The following is a 14,937-nucleotide window of genomic DNA, read 5'->3' as shown; positions in this document are numbered from 1 at the left end:
ACTGCCGCCGCCTCACCACGGACCGCCGCCCTCACCACGCGTCGACGGCCTCACGATGGGCCGCCGGCCTCGCGAGCGGCCGGGTTCACGGGCAGCCTGGTCCAAGGGCAGTCGGGTTCGCGGGCGGCCGGGCTCACGGCGCGTCGACGGCCTCGCGGATGCGGTCGAAGGTGGCGAGCGGGTGGCCGCCGTCGCGCGCCGGCAGCACCAGGCCCAGGCAGCACAGCCCCGGCTCGCCGTCGCCGCCGGCCTGCACGCCGAAGACCGGCGCGCCGACGTAGCCCGCCGGCAGCTCCGCCATCAGCCGGACGCCGTCGCCCACGCGCGCCACCCGCTCGATCGCCACCTCCAGCGGCCGGGCACCGCCCGCGCCGACGCCGTGGGCGAGCACGATCGCCGAGCCCGGCTCCGCGCCGATCCGGCCGATCGCGTCCCGGTCGGCCGCGATCGCGTCCGGCACCTGCTGGGTACGCCATTGCCAGCCCTCCCCTGCGGCGTGCTCGTGCAGGCCGGCGGTGGGCATGACGGCGAGGCCCAGATCCTCGTGGTGCCGCCACCCCTCGGCGAGGTCGGGCAGGACGATCGCCTCGGCGGCCACCCCGGCCGGCTCGGTCACGCTCGCCCGCAGCCCGATCTCCCCCGCCCCGGTGTGGGTGAGCGCGTCGGCCGTGAGCAGGTGTTCCCGCCCCCGCCCGGTGAAGAGGAACGCGGTGCCCTCACACCGGTCGCCGTCTCCGGCCCCGTCGTCGGTCCGGCGGAGGGGCAGGATCGCACGGCCGAGGAGCTGGCACAGCTCGTAGGCGACGTCGTTCTCGGTGTCCGGGTCCAGCAGCACCACCCGAGGGTACGACCCGCGCGTCCCGGGCCGCGCCGACGGCAGAACCGGGGTGACCAACACCGGGGACGCATGCGACCCTGGTCGGCGACGTGGAACGCGGCACCCGTTCCACCGGTCACCCGGTGGCCGGCGGTACCCTTCTCGCGCGACACGCACGCGCGCGCCCGTAGCTCAGCGGATAGAGCAGGGGACTTCTAATCCCAAGGCCGCAGGTTCGAATCCTGCCGGGCGCACCACTCACACCGCAGGCCAGCGGCTTCCCGCTCCCGGTCGAGACGATCACCACGGTCCCTTCCCCGTACAGCCAAGCCTGCCTGCGAGGGCCTACACTGCCCGACAATCAGTGCCGGTGCGGCTGCCGCGTCGGCTGCGAAAATCGCTGTCCGGTAGTCGAAGCACACTGGTAGACAGCCGGAGTGCAAAAAACTTTGACGTTCACTGATCACCTGCGGCTGATTGACGAACGGTCGACCGCTTTCCGCGCCGCGGTCGCTGCGGCGCCCAGCCTCGACGTGCCGGTGCCGAGCTGCCCGGAGTGGATGCTGTTCGATCTCGTGCAGCACCTGGGCATGGGCCGCCGCAGGGCGGCCGCCATCGTCGCCGCCGGGCCGGCCGACGCTCCCCCGGAGAAGTCCGCTTGGGACGACGGCACGGGTGCGCCTCGGGAACGCGAGGCTCTCCTGGCCTGGTGGACCGAGTCCGTCGAGCGACTGACGAGCGCGCTGCGTGAGGCCGGCCCGGACCGCGGTTGTTGGACGTTCTGGGGTGACTCGCAGTCACCGGAAACCTCCGGTACATGGGCTCGGCGCCAGGTGCCCGAGATCGCGGTGCACACCTACGATGTCCAACTCACCGTGGGGACCCCGGAGCCGCTACCAGTCGAGGCCGCCCTCGACGGTTTCGACGACTGCCAGTTCACCCTCTGCTCAACGGACGTCGCCTGGCCGCACGAACCCGCCGTCGTCGATTACTACGCCACCGAGGGCCACTCTTGGCGCCTTCGGCTGTCCCGCGACGGCGCATGGGCCGCCCGCCTCGGCGCGCCGGCTGCCAGCGAGGACCCGAACCCGGTCACGGTCGACGCCTCCGCCCGGGGCACGGCCAGTGACCTGGTCCTGTTCTTCTACGGCCGCATACCGTTGGATTCGCTGAAGTTCGAAGGTGACCGTCGTATCTTCGATCAGCTCGCAGCCTGGGACCCGTCCGCGTAAACACTTTGGATGAAGTCATTAGCCGCAAGGTCGGCGGCATCTCCGAGGAGGGCCGGGGTTCGGGGCAGAGCCCCGAGGTCTTCCGATCGTGTCGTCCCTCAGCGTGGCCGGCCGGCCCGACCGATGCCGGCCGGAGGTCGCCAGCAGGCCGGGGCCGGGCCGACGCGGCCCGCTTGCGGGCCGCCTTGACTCAATCTCGTGACCGACTCGGCAACTGGCTGCCGACGTCCTCCGCCGATCGGGCGATCACCCCTGCTCGGCATGATGGACGTATGCGTTTGCTAGTGCTCGGCGGAACATGGTTCGTTGGCCACGCGATCGTCACGGCCGCCATCGATGCTGGCTGGGAGGTCACCACGTTCAACCGGGGCACCTCCGACCCCTTCCTAGAGGCTGTACGGCCAATCCGAGGTGATCGAACCCGTCCGGAGGACATCGCTACCCTCGCCGCTGCCGGCCCTTGGGATGCCGTGGTCGACACCTCGGAATACGTGCCGAGGAACACCCTCGACGTGGCTCGCACACTCGCTTCCGTCGCCGGCCGCTACGTCTTCATGTCCACGGTCAGCGTCTACCGGGACTGGCCGCTGAAGCCGCTCAGCGAGCACTCCGAGGTGCTTTACTGCCCGCCGGACGCCGGCCCGGACTACGGCACCGACACAGAGGATGGGCCAACCCAGTACGGCTACCAGAAGTCCGGCTGTGAAGCAGCGGCCCTCGCCGCGTTCGGAGCGAATCGGACCACGCTCCTACGCCCGGGTGTCGTGCTCGGCCCGCGTGAGTACGTCGGCCGCCTGCCGTGGTGGCTGCGCCGGGTGGCTGCGGGTGGAGACGTCCTCGCCCCCGGCTCCCCCGACCGCACCATTCAGCCGGTCGACGTGCGCGACCTGGCCACATTCGCACTCCACACCATCACCGAAGGTTCCTCGGGCGCGTTCAACGTTTGCGCCCCGGTGGGCGGCGTCACCTTCGGCGAGCTACTGGCGGACTGCGCCCACGCAACCCGGGGCGATGCTTCCTTCGACTGGGTGCCCGATGAGGTGTTGGTCAGTCAGGGCGTCCGGCAGTGGTCCGAGCTGCCTCTCTGGCGCACGTTCGACGGCGTGTGGCGCGTCGACACGGCCAGGGCGCAGGCTGCCGGCCTGCGCTGCCGGCCGCTCTCCCTGACCGTCCGCGACACCTGGCGGTGGGTGGTGGAGAGCGGCGAGGTCAGCAGCCACGACCGGGCCGCCGAAATCGGCATCAGCCCGGAGAGGGAAGCGCAGGTGTCGGCCGCCTGGCGGCAGTCAGGCGAGCGGGCACGCTGAGGTTTGCGACAGCGAGACCGAGATGCGCTCTGCGAGCCGGCGCGCGTCCGCGTCGCGGTCCCACGGCGATTGGCTCAGCAGGCGCTCAATCCGCGACAGCCGTCGCCGACATCGTCGCTACCGACCGCGCGATGCTCGACCACGCCGCCACCGGCACCCAATGGGCACCACTGATCCCGCTCGGCGACCGCCGGCACCTCCCCGGAGGCCGCCCGCTCGTGCGCGTTGCGCCACAGATTCGACACTCGCATCGACGATGCTGCTGGGCCCTACGTCTAGCTGGTCAGCGGAGGGTCGCGATCTGCCGTGGTGGATTCCGGAGCTGTCGAGAACGTCAGAGTCTCGATCCGGCCGTAGAACTTCGGAGTTGTTCTCTCGTACAGGTTCCCGCTGTCCGGAAAGAGCGCTGCGAACCCTTCCTTGACCGAGCGGAGGTAGCCGGTCGAAAGCACCGCGGTGTTGTTTGCGCGGGCACGGACAAGCCGCTGCTGAGCTTCCTCGGTGGGAATGTAGGTGAAGACAGTGTCGGTGGGGTTCAACTCAGGGCCGCGCACCAGTCCCGTGACGTTGATGCGCTTGTAGTCTCGCTCGCGATTGTCGACCAGCGCCAGGTCGCGCACAGATATTCGATACAGAGCCCCGGGACATTCCTCACCGTCTTTGGGCACGAGGCCCAGGCTCGCGATCGTGCCCTCGAAGACGTCGCCGCTCTCGCCCCGCCAGACACGTTCGGGCTGATCCTTGGGGTCGGAGCCGGTGTTCCAACTTCGCGCCCAACCGCTGAGGAAGCCCACTGATGGGCCACAAGCTTCAGGCAGCGTCGGGAGAGTCTTCAGCATCGAGTCTCGACTGACCATGGATCCATAGACAAATACCACCAATTCCGCGTTACCTTCGAAGTTGTCCCAACCGAGCCAGTCTTTTGGCGCTTCGCCCTCTACTGCGTCGATCCACTGGGGCTGCCCCGCCAGGACCTCGTCACCCAGGTAGCGCTTGACGCTGACGAAACTCTCACCTGAGTCCAAGACCACGCCCGACACGATGGCGATGATTTCGAGATTCTCTTTGCTCACATCGTGACCGTCAATATCGAAGACGCCGTCGACGACAGATGCTGTGGCAGTGCGCCGGCGGGAGAAGGGAACCCGCACCGAGCACGGAAATCCTGACGCGCTGTACGGTATGCGCGACTCTTCAGCCAACTCGCCGCCGTACCGAACTCTCAATGGGCGGTTCACGATCGATCTCGGGTTGGCGCCCGTCAGAGCGATGCGCGCGTAGACGCGCACGCACAGATCCCCCAACTCGGAACTCGTGCCCGGGTAGAACCGGATCGTCAGCAGCGCACCATAGACGGGGTCGTCCTCCAATGAGGCCTTCTTACGCCACTTGATGGGATCATGGCGAAGGAGCTTGAAGACGAACGAGCCAAGCAGGAGAAGCGGCAGCAGCACTCCGAGAACCGTAATGACACCCGCGACGACGTAATATGCTGCCGGCTGGCCGTCCTCGCGCAGCAACTCCCCCAATCCCCACAAGGCCTCGAACGTCAGCCGCAATCCGCGCGAATACTCCCACCTGGGCCGGTGCAGCAGGGAAAGCGCCACCGCACCAAGCATCGCCGACGCGACCGACAGCGTCACGTACGATCCGACGATGACGAGCAGCGAGGCCTTTCCGAGGCGCAGGGAGAGGGGCGTTCCCAGCCTGGGATGATAGGTCCGCCCGGTGACTCTTCGCGCCAACCGCGTCAGCGTGGGACTCGACATCGCCACACGATCCCCCTGCAATGAAGTCGCTCCGGGACACTGGGCAAACCAGCGCCGGCGTCTCGAAGGTTGACCCAACGGCGGCCTTCGCCGTTTCGACGGCCGAGCCTCCAGTCAATTCCGCGGTAGCTCCAGAAGCGGTACCGCCAACGCGCTCCATACAACCGTGACCACGGCCTACACCTTTGCAGCTGAGCAAGTAACCGTCAACCAAGGCAGCTTGGGGCGGGTATAAGTCAATTTGTCGTCTGACAAGAAGGGGCAAACTGCGATTCACGAGCGACGGTGTGAGGCGGCGTCGCGACCTGGTGGATGAGTCAATTACGCGACTGCCGAACGACCTGGTGTCTGCTTCCGCCAGCCGGATGACTCGCAGGCGCACGTCGAACGGCTCGCCGTTGAAGGTGAAGATCTGCTCGAGATACCGGATCCAGGCTGCGGAGAATCCGACCGGCCCGCCGCCGACGACGCGACGGCGGTCTACTGCCGCTTCCCGGCGCGGACCGATCAACAGTAAAGAGTGCTCCGGTGCCCACGACGCGAGGCGGGCCGGGGCGCCCAGAGGAGAGGATCAGCGGAGTCGGACGTCGAGGGTCGGGAAGTCGTACCAGGCCAGTTCGAAGGACGTGCCGGTCTCCGCGGCCACCGGGAAGACGGCCCAACTATCCACCCGCTGGCCCGGGGCGATGCTGAAGGACTCGCCGGGCCGGGTCGTGGTGCACCAGGTGGACTCGGGACGCACGCTCCGGCCGTCCGACAGGACGATCTCCGAGGAGGTCCGGTCGACCTCGACGGTCGGGCAGCTCACCGGCCACGCCACCGACGTGCCGTTGCGGTACGCGAGGTTCAGCCGCAGCCTGCCGTCGGTGCTCTCCGCGCTGACCAGGGTGACGGTCAGGCCCGACTGGCTGTACATCAACTGATCGAGCCGGTACGTCCGGCCCGCGGGCTGCTCCTTCGTCGGCGACGGGCCGGTCTCCGCGGAGCCCGTCGAAGGGCCGCCGGTAGCGCCCGTGGTGGCGGCGTCCCCGCCCGAGGAGGTGGAGTCGGATGCGCCCCGGTCGGCCAGGTACCAGCCGCCGAGGGTGCCGACGACGGCGAGACACGCCGTCGCCACGACGACGGCAAGCAGGCCCACGTACCTCTTCTGCACGGTTGCTCCCGGCTCGGTGCGGCGGCGATGGCGTGAAGGTAGCACCGCCGTCCAAGGTCGGCTGTGCGGTGCCCGCGTCGCCGGGTGACCGGGCAGGCGCCCGGTGCCTTATGCTGCGCCGGTTGTCACGGGGGACGGGGAGGACCACATGCGACGGTGGTGGGGCGTCACGGCTTCGGCGGCGCTGGTAGCGGCGGCGGTGAGCGGTTGCGGCACGCCGGCCGGCACGGACGGGGACCTGACCGACGACTGGCGGCCGGTGGCCGAGGCCCGCCAGTTCGTGCCGCAGGCCGGCGAGTGCCACGTCATCGCCGAGCCGACCGCCTACCTGACCAGCCACCAGCCGGTGGACTGCGCCAAGGCGCACCTGGTCGAGACGTTCCACGTCGGCACGTTCACCGGCGACCTGGCCGCCCGCCCGATCCCGCCCCGCGTCGGGTCGGCGGCGATGCGGTCCGCGTTCGCCGAATGCGACGCCAAGGCCAAGGAGTTCGTCGGCGGCGAGTGGCGCGACGCCCGGCTGTCGGTGCAGGTGGCACCCACGTCGCCGGCGGGCTGGACGGGCGGCAGCCGGTGGTACCGGTGCGATCTCTTCGAGCTCGACCCGGTAAGCGGCGCCAACGGCGACAACGACTTGGCCGTCAACCGGGCGGGCAGCCTGCGTGGCGTGCTGAAGGCGGCCACCCCGCTGCGGTACGGCTGCGCCGAGGAGGACGAGTGGTCGAACCTGCTGGCGGTCCCGTGCACCAAGGTGCACCGCTTCGAGTACGTGGGCGTCTGGACCGCGCCCGACGTCTCCTACGAGGACGCGACGAAGGACGAGAAGGCCGTCCACGCGAAGTGCCGGCCGGTCATCGCCCGCTACGCGAAGGTGCCGGTCGACGGGATGCTCCGCTACCGCACGGGCAGCACGTACCGGTTCCCGTCGGAGCAGGCGTGGGCGCGCGGCGACCGGGGTGTGCGCTGCTGGTACTGGTCCAGCGGCAAGAAGCTGACCCGGTCGATCGCGGGCGGCGGGACGAAGGTCCTCCCGATCAACTGACCGGGCGCCCGCAGGGGCAGCGCGGGCAGGTCAGCGTGCCGTGAGCGGTCCGGTGCCCGCACCGGGAAGCGCTGACCGACCGACGACACGGCACGCACCGAGGGTGATCGCGGGCGGATGCTCGTGCTATTCTCCGGCGTCGATCCCCCGTTTTGGCCCGGATCGGGTCGTTGTCGCAGAAGGACGCCTCTTTTCCCGATGCCGGCCGTTACCGCCCCGACCACGTCGCCGACCACGCTGGACACTCCGGCCGGTGGCGCGTTCACCCTCATCTTCGCCCGCCTGCCGGCGCTGCTGCGACTGGCCTGCGGCCTGATCGGCGCGGTCGTCGCCCTGTCGGTGCGTACCCCGCCCGTCGAGCCGGCGCTGCTGGTCCCGGCCGTCGCGGCCCTGACCGCCTGGTCGGTCTGGTACGCGTTCCGCGCGCTGCGACACGGCATCGGCCGTCCGATGGTGCTCGGCGACGTGGCGCTGACCGCCGCCGCGTGCCTGGCGATGCCGGTGCTGGTGGCCCCGGAGGTGCTGCCCGGCGAGGTGAGCTGGATCGCGGTGCTCGCCAGCACCACGGTCCTCAACGCGCAGGCCAACGCCCCGGTCCGCTGGTCGTTACCGGCGGGACTGCTGGTGACAGCGGCCTACGCGGCCGGCGCGCACGCCGCCGGTCAGCCCGACGAGGCCACCGCGCACGCGGCGACGCTGCTGGTGCAGACGGCCTGCGGTGCGGTGATCACCGCCATCATGCGGCGGCGGATCGGTCGGGCCGACGACGCCTTCGTCGCGCACCAGCGGCTCACCCGCGAGTCGCTGGTCGCCCGGACCGCGCGGGACGCGGAGCGGCGGCAGAACCGGGATCTGCACGACACGGTGCTGGCCACCCTGACGATGATCGGGCTGGGCGCGGTCGCCGGCCCGTCCGCCGCGCTGCGCGAACGGTGCGCCGCCGACCTGCGTACCCTCACCGCGCTGGCCGACGCGCGGTCCGCCCCCGAGGAGGGGCCGGTGCCCCTGGACGAGCGGCTGCGGGCGGTGCTCGCCCGGCTGCCCGAACTGCCGGTCACCGTCAAGCTGGCGCCGTGCGTCGTGCCGGCGCCGGTCGCGGAGGCGCTCGCCGAGAGCACGTACGCCGCGCTGTCCAACGTGGTCCGGCACGCGCCGGGCGCGTCCGCCACGCTGCGGCTGGCCCGGGTCGCCGACACCGTCGTGGTGGAGCTGGTCGACGACGGTCCGGGTTTCGACCCGGCCGCCGTCCCCGCGCACCGGTACGGACTACGCGAGTCGGTACGCGGCCGGATGTCCACGGTGGGCGGGCGCGCGGAGATCGAATCGTGCCCCGGTGCCGGTACCCGGATCCGGTTGGAGTGGCCCGGTGTCGACTGAGACGACGGCGCCACCCGCCACGGCGGTGCCGGCAGCGCGTACGCCGGAGATGGGCCGGCCCTCGGCGGACCCGGCGGCGGCCGTGGCCGACGCCTCCGACCGCGGCGCCCGCATCGTCGCCGTGGTCATCGCGCTGGCCTGGCACGCGGCGATCGCGCTGCCCGCGGCGCTGGCGGCCCGGGCCGAGTTCGCCGCGCCGGAGGTGGTTCTCGCCGGCTGGCTGCTCGTGGCGGCGGTCGGGGCGCTGGCCGGCTACCGGCTGCTGCGCGGCGCGCCCCTGCCCGCCTGGCCGCTGGCCGCGCTGCTGCTGGTGGTCGACGCGGTGGTGTTCGCGGCGGCCGGTGAGCGGCAGCTCTTCGCCGCCGCGAACTGGGTCTGGGGCACCCTCGGCTGGTTCTTCGTCATGGTGCTCTGGGGGCGGCGGACGTCCGGGCTGATCGCGACGCTGGGCGTGCACGCGCTGATCGCGCTGGCCGGGGTGCTCGGCCACGGCGCGACCGCCCCCGCCGACCTGGCCCGGTACGCCATGTCCGTCTACGCCACGTCGACCCTTCAGGTGGCGGTCTTCGTGGGCGGCACGGCGATCGCGAGGCTGGCCCGGCAGCGGGCCGACGCGGCGGCGGCAGCGCACGCGGCGGAAGCCGAACGGGACGCCGCCGAACGGGCCCGGCAGGAGCGTCGCGCCCGCCTGACGCTGGTCAGCGGTGCCGCCGAGCAGGTGCTCGCGGAGCTGGCCGACGGTCGGGCCGACCCGGCCGACCCGGCCGTGCAGCGGCGGGCCGTGCTGGCCGCCGCCCGGCTGCGCCGGCTCATCGCCGAGTCCGACGACGTGCCCGACCCGCTGCTGCACGAGCTGCGGGCCGCCGCCGACCTGGCGGAACGCAACGGGCTGCCGATCGACCTGGTGACGATCGGCGACCCGCCGCCGCTGCCGGTGCAGGTACGCCGCCGGTTGGCCGACCCGCTCACCGCGCTGTTGGCCGACGCCCGCGGCTGGGCCCGGATGACCGTGGTCGCCCGGGCCGACGAGGTGGTGGTCAGCCTGGTCACGCCCGACCGGGCCGGTCCCGACACCGCCGGGCCGCCAGGCGACGACGGGCGGGTGGAGTACCTCTACGAGCGGGACGGGGAGATCAGATGGGCGCAGACCCGGTGGCGGGCGTGACCGGCGGCCGACCCGTTGGCGTGGCGATCGTCGACGACCATCCGGTCGTCATCGAGGGGGTCCGCGTCTGGCTGGCCGCCGAGCCCCGGCTGCGGGTGCTGGCGACCGGCGACGACCCCGACGCGGTGCTGCGGGCCGCCCCCGACGCCGACGTGGTCCTGCTCGACCTGCGGCTGCACGGACGGATGGCGCTGGACAAGCTCGCCGAGCTGAGTACGGCCGGCCGGCGGGTGGTGGTCTACTCGGAGCACACCGACCCCCCGACGATGCTCGCCGCCCTGGACGCCGGGGCGGTCGCGTTCCTGGCCAAGCACGAGGGGCGGGAGCACTGCGTGGCCACCGTGCTGGCCGCCGCCAGCGACCGCCCGTACGTGCCGCCGGCGCTCGCGGGTGCCATCGCGGGTGACCCCCGCCCGGACCGACCCGCCCTGTCCGACAAGGAACGCGAGGCACTGCTGCTGTGGTTCCAGTCGATGTCGAAGGCGTCGGTGGCCCGCCGGATGCGGATCAGCGAGCACACGGTCAAGCAGTACGTCGACCGGGCGCGCATCAAATACACCCGAGCGGGGCGTCCGGCCGCCACGAAGGCGGCGTTGCTCGCCCGGGCGATCGAGGACGGCCTAGTCCGGCCGGAGGAGATCGGCATCTACCGGTCACAGGCTTCCTACGACCGGCCGACCCCCTAACGGGCGTCATGACACCCGGTCGTGGGTCGGCAACGCTCGTGGTGAGATGGCGTCGGCACCGGAGGTCATGACGATGCACGATGACGCGGCCCCCTTCTTCATCGCCCCGCACCGCTTCGACGCGGACGACGACGTGGCCCCGGCGCTCGACCGGCGGCACGAGTTGATCGTCGAGGGCGGCGAGCGGGTGCTCGCCCGGCACCGGCTGCACGCGTCGGGGCACCTGCTCGGTCCGACCGAGGCGCGGCGGCGGTGGACGCTGCCCGAGCCGGTGGCGGTCACCGTCACCGACCGGCGGATCGCGTACGTCGGCGGCGCGCCCCAGCTCACCCTGGTCGACGGGGCCGGCGGCGCGCGACACCGCCGGGGGGTCCGGCTGCCGGGCCTGGTCAGCGGCCAGATCCGCTGGCAGTGGCCGTCCCGGCTGGAGCTGCTGACGGCGGGGTCCGGGGAGCACGCCCACCTGCTGGTGGTGTGCGACGCGCTGCGCACCATCCAGCAGCCGGCCCTCGGCCTCACCGGTCCCGCCGAGGAGGTCGTCGCGCTGGCCCGGCGGGTGCGCCGCGCGGTGGCCGCGTTCCGGCTGACCCACCCCGAGCTGGTGGACCTGTCACCGCCGGAGCGGGACGTACTGGCGCTGCGGGCCGGGGCCGGACCGGGTGCCGGCGAGAGCCGGATCACCCTGCCCGGGTCGCTGCCGGTCGAGTTCCACTCCCGGGACGACTACTACCGGGGGCACTCCGACCGGGATTGGCGCGGGCCGGCGGCCGGCGCGGCGTCCGGGCACCGGTGAGGCCGCCGACGGTCGTAGGTGGGGCTCCGACCCCGGGCGCCAGTCGGCAGGCCGTGGTGAGGTCGCCGGTGGTCGAGTGCCCTCTGACCGCGCACCTGGCGGACGGCAGGCCGCCGGTGGTCGAGGGGCGCAGGCCGCCGGCTCAGGCGTCCGGGTCCACCGCGGCGGCCCGGCGGCGGACCTCCAGATCGACGGCCTCCTCCAGGGTCGGCGCGGTGCCGCCGAGGTGCCTGGGGAGCCACCAGGTGTCGTCGGGGCCGGCGGGCGCGTCCGGGTACTCCCGCTGGGCCCGGTCCACCAGTGCGCTCAGGCGCGTCTTCAGGTCGGCCGTCATGGCGTTGGCGTCCGGGTAGTCGGCCGGGGCCATCGGCTCGCCGATGAGGATGGTGATCGGGATGTGCCGGCGGGTGAGGGTACGCGGACGGCCCTTGGTCCAGAGCCGCTGCGTGCCCCAGATCGCCACCGGCAGCACCGGCACCCCGGCCTCGGACGCCATCCGGGTGGTGCCGCTCTTCAGTTCCTTGACCGTGAACGACCGGCTGATCGTGGCCTCGGGGAAGACGCCGACCACCTCGCCGCGCTTGAGGGCGCTGACCGCCGTCGCGTACGACCCCGCGCCGGCCCGCCGGTCCACGGGGATGTGCCGCATGCCGCGCATCAGCGGGCCGGACACCTTGTGTGTGAAGACGGACTTCTTGGCCATGAACCGCACCAGCCGCTTCGACCCGTGCGCGCCCAGGCCGCAGAAGATGAAGTCGAGGTAGCTGACGTGGTTGCTGGCCAGAACCGCCCCGCCCGTACGCGGCACGTGGTGGGCACCCTCGATCGTGATCTTCAGGTCGAGGACCCGGAACATCGTCTTGGCAGCGGCGATCACGGGCGGGTACACGAGTTCCGGCATGGCGCGAACTTACCCTGCCCACCTGGGAGTCACGCCATGGCGGCCCCGTGTCCACCTGCCCTTCGACACAACGGCCGGGCGGCGACGGGCGGCGCCGATCGGACCGCGCGGCACGCCGGCTGGTCCGCCGGTGCCGGCCCTGGCGGAGGCCGGCACCGGCGTGGCTCAGTCGCCGAGCCGGTGCAGGTCGAGGCGGCCCCGGGCGAACGCGTCCACGCGCCCCCACCGCCCCGGGATGTCCAGCACCTCGATCCGGCCCATGCCGATCGGCAACCGGGGCTCCACCGCGAGGTGCCCCTCGTGCGGTTCCAGGCCGAGCATCGTCCGCAGCAGCAGCAACGGTGTGCCGGTCGACCAGGCCTGCGGGCTGCACGCCGTCGGGTACTCCACCGGGAACTTGGTCAGCTCACGGGGGTAGCCCCCGAACGCCTCCGGCAGCCGGCCCTCGAAGTAGGTGGCCGCGTCGAGGATGCCGTTGGCGATGACGGCCGCCTCCTCGGCGAAGCCGTACCGGCGCAGGCCCCAGGCGATGAACGAGTTGTCGAACGGCCAGATCGTGCCGTTGTGGTAGCCGATCGGGTTGTAGCGCACCTCGCCCTCGGCCAGCGTGCGTACCCCCCAGCCGGTGAAGAGCCGGGGCCCGACCAGGTGCTCGGCGATCCTCTCGGCCCGGTCGTCGTCGACGATGCCGCTCCAGAGCAGGTGGCCGATGTTGGAGCTCAACACGTCGCACTGGCGGCCGTCCGGGTCGAGGGCCAGGGCGTAGTACTCGCCGTCGGACACCCAGAAGTCCCGGTTGAACCGCTCCTTGAGGGCCGCCGCCTCCCGCTCCAACCGGTCGGCGAACTCCGGGTCGGCCCAGAACTCGCGGGCCAGCCGGGCGGCCCGCAGCTTCGCGTCGTACGCGTACCCCTGCACCTCGCAGGTCGCCCGGGGAAACGGCGGCAGCTTGCCGTCGCGGTAGGAGATGGAGTCCCAGGAGTCCTTCCAGCACTGGTTCTCCAGGCCGGTGTCGGTGTTGCGCCGCTCGTACCAGATGTAGCCGGTGCCGACCAGGTCGGCGTAGTCGTCGATCCACCGCAGCGCGGCCCGGCACTCCCGCTCCAGCTCCCTGACCAGCTCGACGTCGCCGCTCCACCTCTCGTACTCGTCGAGCAGCACCAGGAACAGCGGCGTCGCGTCCACCGACCCGTAGTAGGGCGAGTGCGGCTGTTCCTCGAAGGCGGCGGTCTCGCCGTAGCGCATCTCGTGCAGGATGCGGCCCGGGTCCTCGTCCCGGAAGTCGTCGAAGCGGGTGCCCTGCATCGCGGCCAGGATCCGCAGCGTGGTCTTCGACAGCTCGGGCGTGAACGGCAGCGTCTGCAGGCAGGTCAGGATGCTGTCCCGGCCGAACATGGTCATGAACCAGGGCAGGCCGGCGGCCGGCAACGTCGCCCCACCGAGGGAGAGCGGCGAGAAGCGCAGCGCCGCCAGGTCGACCAGGCTGCGTCGGTACGTCGCGGCCACCCGGTCGTGCTGGCTGTTGACCTTGGGGGCCTTCTTGATCCACTCCTCCAGGTCGTGCTGGAGGGCCTGCCGCTCCGCGCCGTGCGCCCCCACGCCGATCCGCAGGTCCCGGCCACCCGCGCCGAGCGCGAGGGTCTCGACCTTGATCTCGGTTTCCCACTGCTCGTTCGGTTCCAGGTGGATCGAGTACGCGAAGCCCTTGCGGTCGTAGCGCGGCGCCTGGGACGAGGAGATCAGCGTCTCCCGGGTGTAGTTGCCCCGCCGGTAGCCCAGCCGCAGCCGGTCGGGCTCGACCTCCGTGTAGATCTCGCCCTTCTTGTTGAGGATCTCGTCCTTGACCTGGAACAGGTCGGCGAAGTCGGACGCGGCGTCCATCCTGATCTCCAGGTCGACCGGCTTCTCGTCGTGGTTGAGGATGGTGAGCGTCTCGCGGAAGCTGCCCCCCACCGCCCGCTCCCGGATGATCGACAACTTGGCGTCGATGTAGTGCGTCGCCAACCCCGGCACCAGGAAGAACCTTGCCTCGTAGTACTGGAGGTCGTCGTACGAGAGCGGGTTGAGCCGTTCCCCGTTGACCGTCAGCACCCAGGTGGACAGGAACCGGGTGTCGAGTGCGAAGAACCCGGTCGGCTCGCTCGGCGTCGCCTCGATGTCGCCGGTGTCCTCCGACACCACGAAGGTGCTGCCGTCCAGGATCCGGATCGTGTTGCTCTGCCCCATCACTGCACCTCCCGCTCTGCCCGCATGCGCCGGTAGGGGCTGTTTGGGCCACGGGCGTCCGGGTGGCTGGGGAAGAGCCGCTCCACCTGGAGCAGCAACCGGAGGTCCCCCGTCACCGTGACGTCGCCGCGCAGCATCGCCGCCACCCCGCCCTCGCGGCCGGCGGCGATGTCCTCGAAGAGCGCGGGGCTGACGCCGACAACCGTGTCGGCCTCCCGGTCGTCCTGGCTCACCCGCACCCGGCCCCGGTCGATGCGCAACAGCCAGTGCGTCGTCTGGGCCCCCTCGTGCAGGTCCAGGCGCAGGCTTCCGGAGGACTTCGCCAGCAGGGGTTCGTACTCCCGCCGGTCGAGGTCCTCGAGGAACCTCGTCGTCGCGTCCGCCATCGGGTCTTCTCCTCCCCCGTCGGGCAATGTCCCTGGCACGGGGTCCCCGTCCGGTGCCGGGCCAACCTCGCCCGGACCGGGTG

At 71.7% G+C, this 14,937-nt stretch carries 14 protein-coding genes and 1 tRNA gene; 8 read left to right on the top strand and 7 right to left on the bottom strand.

The features are described from left to right. Window positions 1–133: 133 nt before the first annotated feature. Window positions 134–835 (bottom strand): hypothetical protein, encoded by a 702-nt coding sequence (locus tag ACGFIR_RS20850; RefSeq protein ID WP_393146541.1) that lies wholly within the window; start codon window positions 833–835, stop codon window positions 134–136. 163 nt (window positions 836–998) lie between these two features. Between ACGFIR_RS20850 and ACGFIR_RS20845 the strand changes: the two genes are divergently transcribed. The 3 genes from ACGFIR_RS20845 (at window position 999) to ACGFIR_RS20835 (ending at window position 3,356) form a co-directional block, all read left to right on the top strand. After that, window positions 999–1,074: transfer RNA gene (locus tag ACGFIR_RS20845), tRNA-Arg, on the top strand. Window positions 1,075–1,254: 180 nt separating this feature from the next. Then, window positions 1,255–2,049 (top strand): maleylpyruvate isomerase N-terminal domain-containing protein, encoded by a 795-nt coding sequence (locus ACGFIR_RS20840; RefSeq protein WP_393146539.1) that lies wholly within the window; start codon window positions 1,255–1,257, stop codon window positions 2,047–2,049. A 272-nt stretch (window positions 2,050–2,321) separates the two neighbouring features. Then, window positions 2,322–3,356, top strand: a complete 1,035-nt coding sequence (locus tag ACGFIR_RS20835; protein ID WP_393146632.1) for an NAD-dependent epimerase/dehydratase family protein — start codon at window positions 2,322–2,324, stop codon at window positions 3,354–3,356. A gap of 74 nt (window positions 3,357–3,430) precedes the next feature. On the opposite strand, the gene ACGFIR_RS20830 is transcribed toward ACGFIR_RS20835, so the two are convergent. The 3 genes from ACGFIR_RS20830 to ACGFIR_RS20820 all read right to left on the bottom strand — a co-directional run bounded on the left by ACGFIR_RS20830 (window position 3,431) and on the right by ACGFIR_RS20820 (window position 6,278). Further along, window positions 3,431–3,601 carry a hypothetical protein gene (locus ACGFIR_RS20830; RefSeq protein ID WP_393146537.1) on the bottom strand — a complete coding sequence of 57 codons (171 nt, stop codon included), beginning with the start codon at window positions 3,599–3,601 and terminating at the stop codon, window positions 3,431–3,433. A gap of 30 nt (window positions 3,602–3,631) precedes the next feature. Continuing rightward, entirely contained in the window at window positions 3,632–5,125 is a 1,494-nt protein-coding gene (locus ACGFIR_RS20825; RefSeq protein ID WP_393146535.1) for a gamma-glutamylcyclotransferase family protein, read from the bottom strand. A 571-nt stretch (window positions 5,126–5,696) separates the two neighbouring features. Continuing rightward, window positions 5,697–6,278, bottom strand: a complete 582-nt coding sequence (locus tag ACGFIR_RS20820) for a hypothetical protein (protein ID WP_393146532.1) — start codon at window positions 6,276–6,278, stop codon at window positions 5,697–5,699. A 148-nt stretch (window positions 6,279–6,426) separates the two neighbouring features. Here ACGFIR_RS20820 and ACGFIR_RS20815 point away from each other — a divergent pair, with 148 nt between their 5' ends. The 5 genes from ACGFIR_RS20815 to ACGFIR_RS20795 all read left to right on the top strand — a co-directional run bounded on the left by ACGFIR_RS20815 (window position 6,427) and on the right by ACGFIR_RS20795 (window position 11,341). Then, complete coding sequence (locus ACGFIR_RS20815; RefSeq protein ID WP_393146530.1) at window positions 6,427–7,320, top strand: septum formation family protein; 894 nt, start codon at window positions 6,427–6,429, stop codon at window positions 7,318–7,320. A gap of 198 nt (window positions 7,321–7,518) precedes the next feature. Next, window positions 7,519–8,697 (top strand): sensor histidine kinase, encoded by a 1,179-nt coding sequence (locus ACGFIR_RS20810; protein ID WP_393146528.1) that lies wholly within the window; start codon window positions 7,519–7,521, stop codon window positions 8,695–8,697. 49 nt (window positions 8,698–8,746) lie between these two features. Further along, complete coding sequence (locus ACGFIR_RS20805; protein ID WP_393146630.1) at window positions 8,747–9,862, top strand: hypothetical protein; 1,116 nt, start codon at window positions 8,747–8,749, stop codon at window positions 9,860–9,862. Beyond that, window positions 9,835–10,548, top strand: coding sequence for a response regulator (locus ACGFIR_RS20800; protein WP_392999201.1), 714 nt, complete (start codon window positions 9,835–9,837; stop codon window positions 10,546–10,548). The genes ACGFIR_RS20805 and ACGFIR_RS20800 overlap by 28 nt, the downstream gene beginning before the upstream one ends. A gap of 73 nt (window positions 10,549–10,621) precedes the next feature. Continuing rightward, the gene (locus ACGFIR_RS20795) at window positions 10,622–11,341 is read left to right on the top strand and encodes a hypothetical protein (protein WP_393146628.1); all 720 of its coding nucleotides are present in this window, start codon (window positions 10,622–10,624) and stop codon (window positions 11,339–11,341) included. Between the two features lie 142 nt (window positions 11,342–11,483). Here the strand turns inward: ACGFIR_RS20795 and ACGFIR_RS20790 are convergent, their stop codons facing one another. From ACGFIR_RS20790 to ACGFIR_RS20780, 3 genes are all read right to left on the bottom strand, one after another. After that, window positions 11,484–12,242 carry a lysophospholipid acyltransferase family protein gene (locus ACGFIR_RS20790; RefSeq protein ID WP_393146526.1) on the bottom strand — a complete coding sequence of 253 codons (759 nt, stop codon included), beginning with the start codon at window positions 12,240–12,242 and terminating at the stop codon, window positions 11,484–11,486. A gap of 165 nt (window positions 12,243–12,407) precedes the next feature. Next, window positions 12,408–14,468 carry a glycogen debranching N-terminal domain-containing protein gene (locus ACGFIR_RS20785; RefSeq protein WP_393146524.1) on the bottom strand — a complete coding sequence of 687 codons (2,061 nt, stop codon included), beginning with the start codon at window positions 14,466–14,468 and terminating at the stop codon, window positions 12,408–12,410. Beyond that, entirely contained in the window at window positions 14,468–14,854 is a 387-nt protein-coding gene (locus ACGFIR_RS20780; protein WP_393146522.1) for an SCP2 sterol-binding domain-containing protein, read from the bottom strand. The genes ACGFIR_RS20785 and ACGFIR_RS20780 overlap by 1 nt, the downstream gene beginning before the upstream one ends. Between the last annotated feature and the right edge of the window lie 83 nt (window positions 14,855–14,937).

Origin of the sequence: Micromonospora sp. NPDC049051, assembly GCF_043197575.1 — a bacterium.
Classification (GTDB): domain Bacteria; phylum Actinomycetota; class Actinomycetes; order Mycobacteriales; family Micromonosporaceae; genus Micromonospora.
Note: the sequence above shows the minus strand (reverse complement) of the source record. Positions and strands in the feature narration are given on the sequence as shown.

Coding starts and splice junctions, on each gene's coding strand:
- ACGFIR_RS20805 (WP_393146630.1), top strand. CDS start 8,747: ATGGGCCGGCCCTCGGCGGACCCGGCGGCGGCCGTGGCCGACGCCTCC.
- ACGFIR_RS20800 (WP_392999201.1), top strand. CDS start 9,835: ATGGGCGCAGACCCGGTGGCGGGCGTGACCGGCGGCCGACCCGTTGGC.
- ACGFIR_RS20790 (WP_393146526.1), bottom strand. CDS start 12,242: ATGCCGGAACTCGTGTACCCGCCCGTGATCGCCGCTGCCAAGACGATG.
- ACGFIR_RS20810 (WP_393146528.1), top strand. CDS start 7,519: ATGCCGGCCGTTACCGCCCCGACCACGTCGCCGACCACGCTGGACACT.
- ACGFIR_RS20835 (WP_393146632.1), top strand. CDS start 2,322: ATGCGTTTGCTAGTGCTCGGCGGAACATGGTTCGTTGGCCACGCGATC.
- ACGFIR_RS20785 (WP_393146524.1), bottom strand. CDS start 14,468: ATGGGGCAGAGCAACACGATCCGGATCCTGGACGGCAGCACCTTCGTG.
- ACGFIR_RS20815 (WP_393146530.1), top strand. CDS start 6,427: ATGCGACGGTGGTGGGGCGTCACGGCTTCGGCGGCGCTGGTAGCGGCG.
- ACGFIR_RS20780 (WP_393146522.1), bottom strand. CDS start 14,854: ATGGCGGACGCGACGACGAGGTTCCTCGAGGACCTCGACCGGCGGGAG.
- ACGFIR_RS20795 (WP_393146628.1), top strand. CDS start 10,622: ATGCACGATGACGCGGCCCCCTTCTTCATCGCCCCGCACCGCTTCGAC.
- ACGFIR_RS20825 (WP_393146535.1), bottom strand. CDS start 5,125: ATGTCGAGTCCCACGCTGACGCGGTTGGCGCGAAGAGTCACCGGGCGG.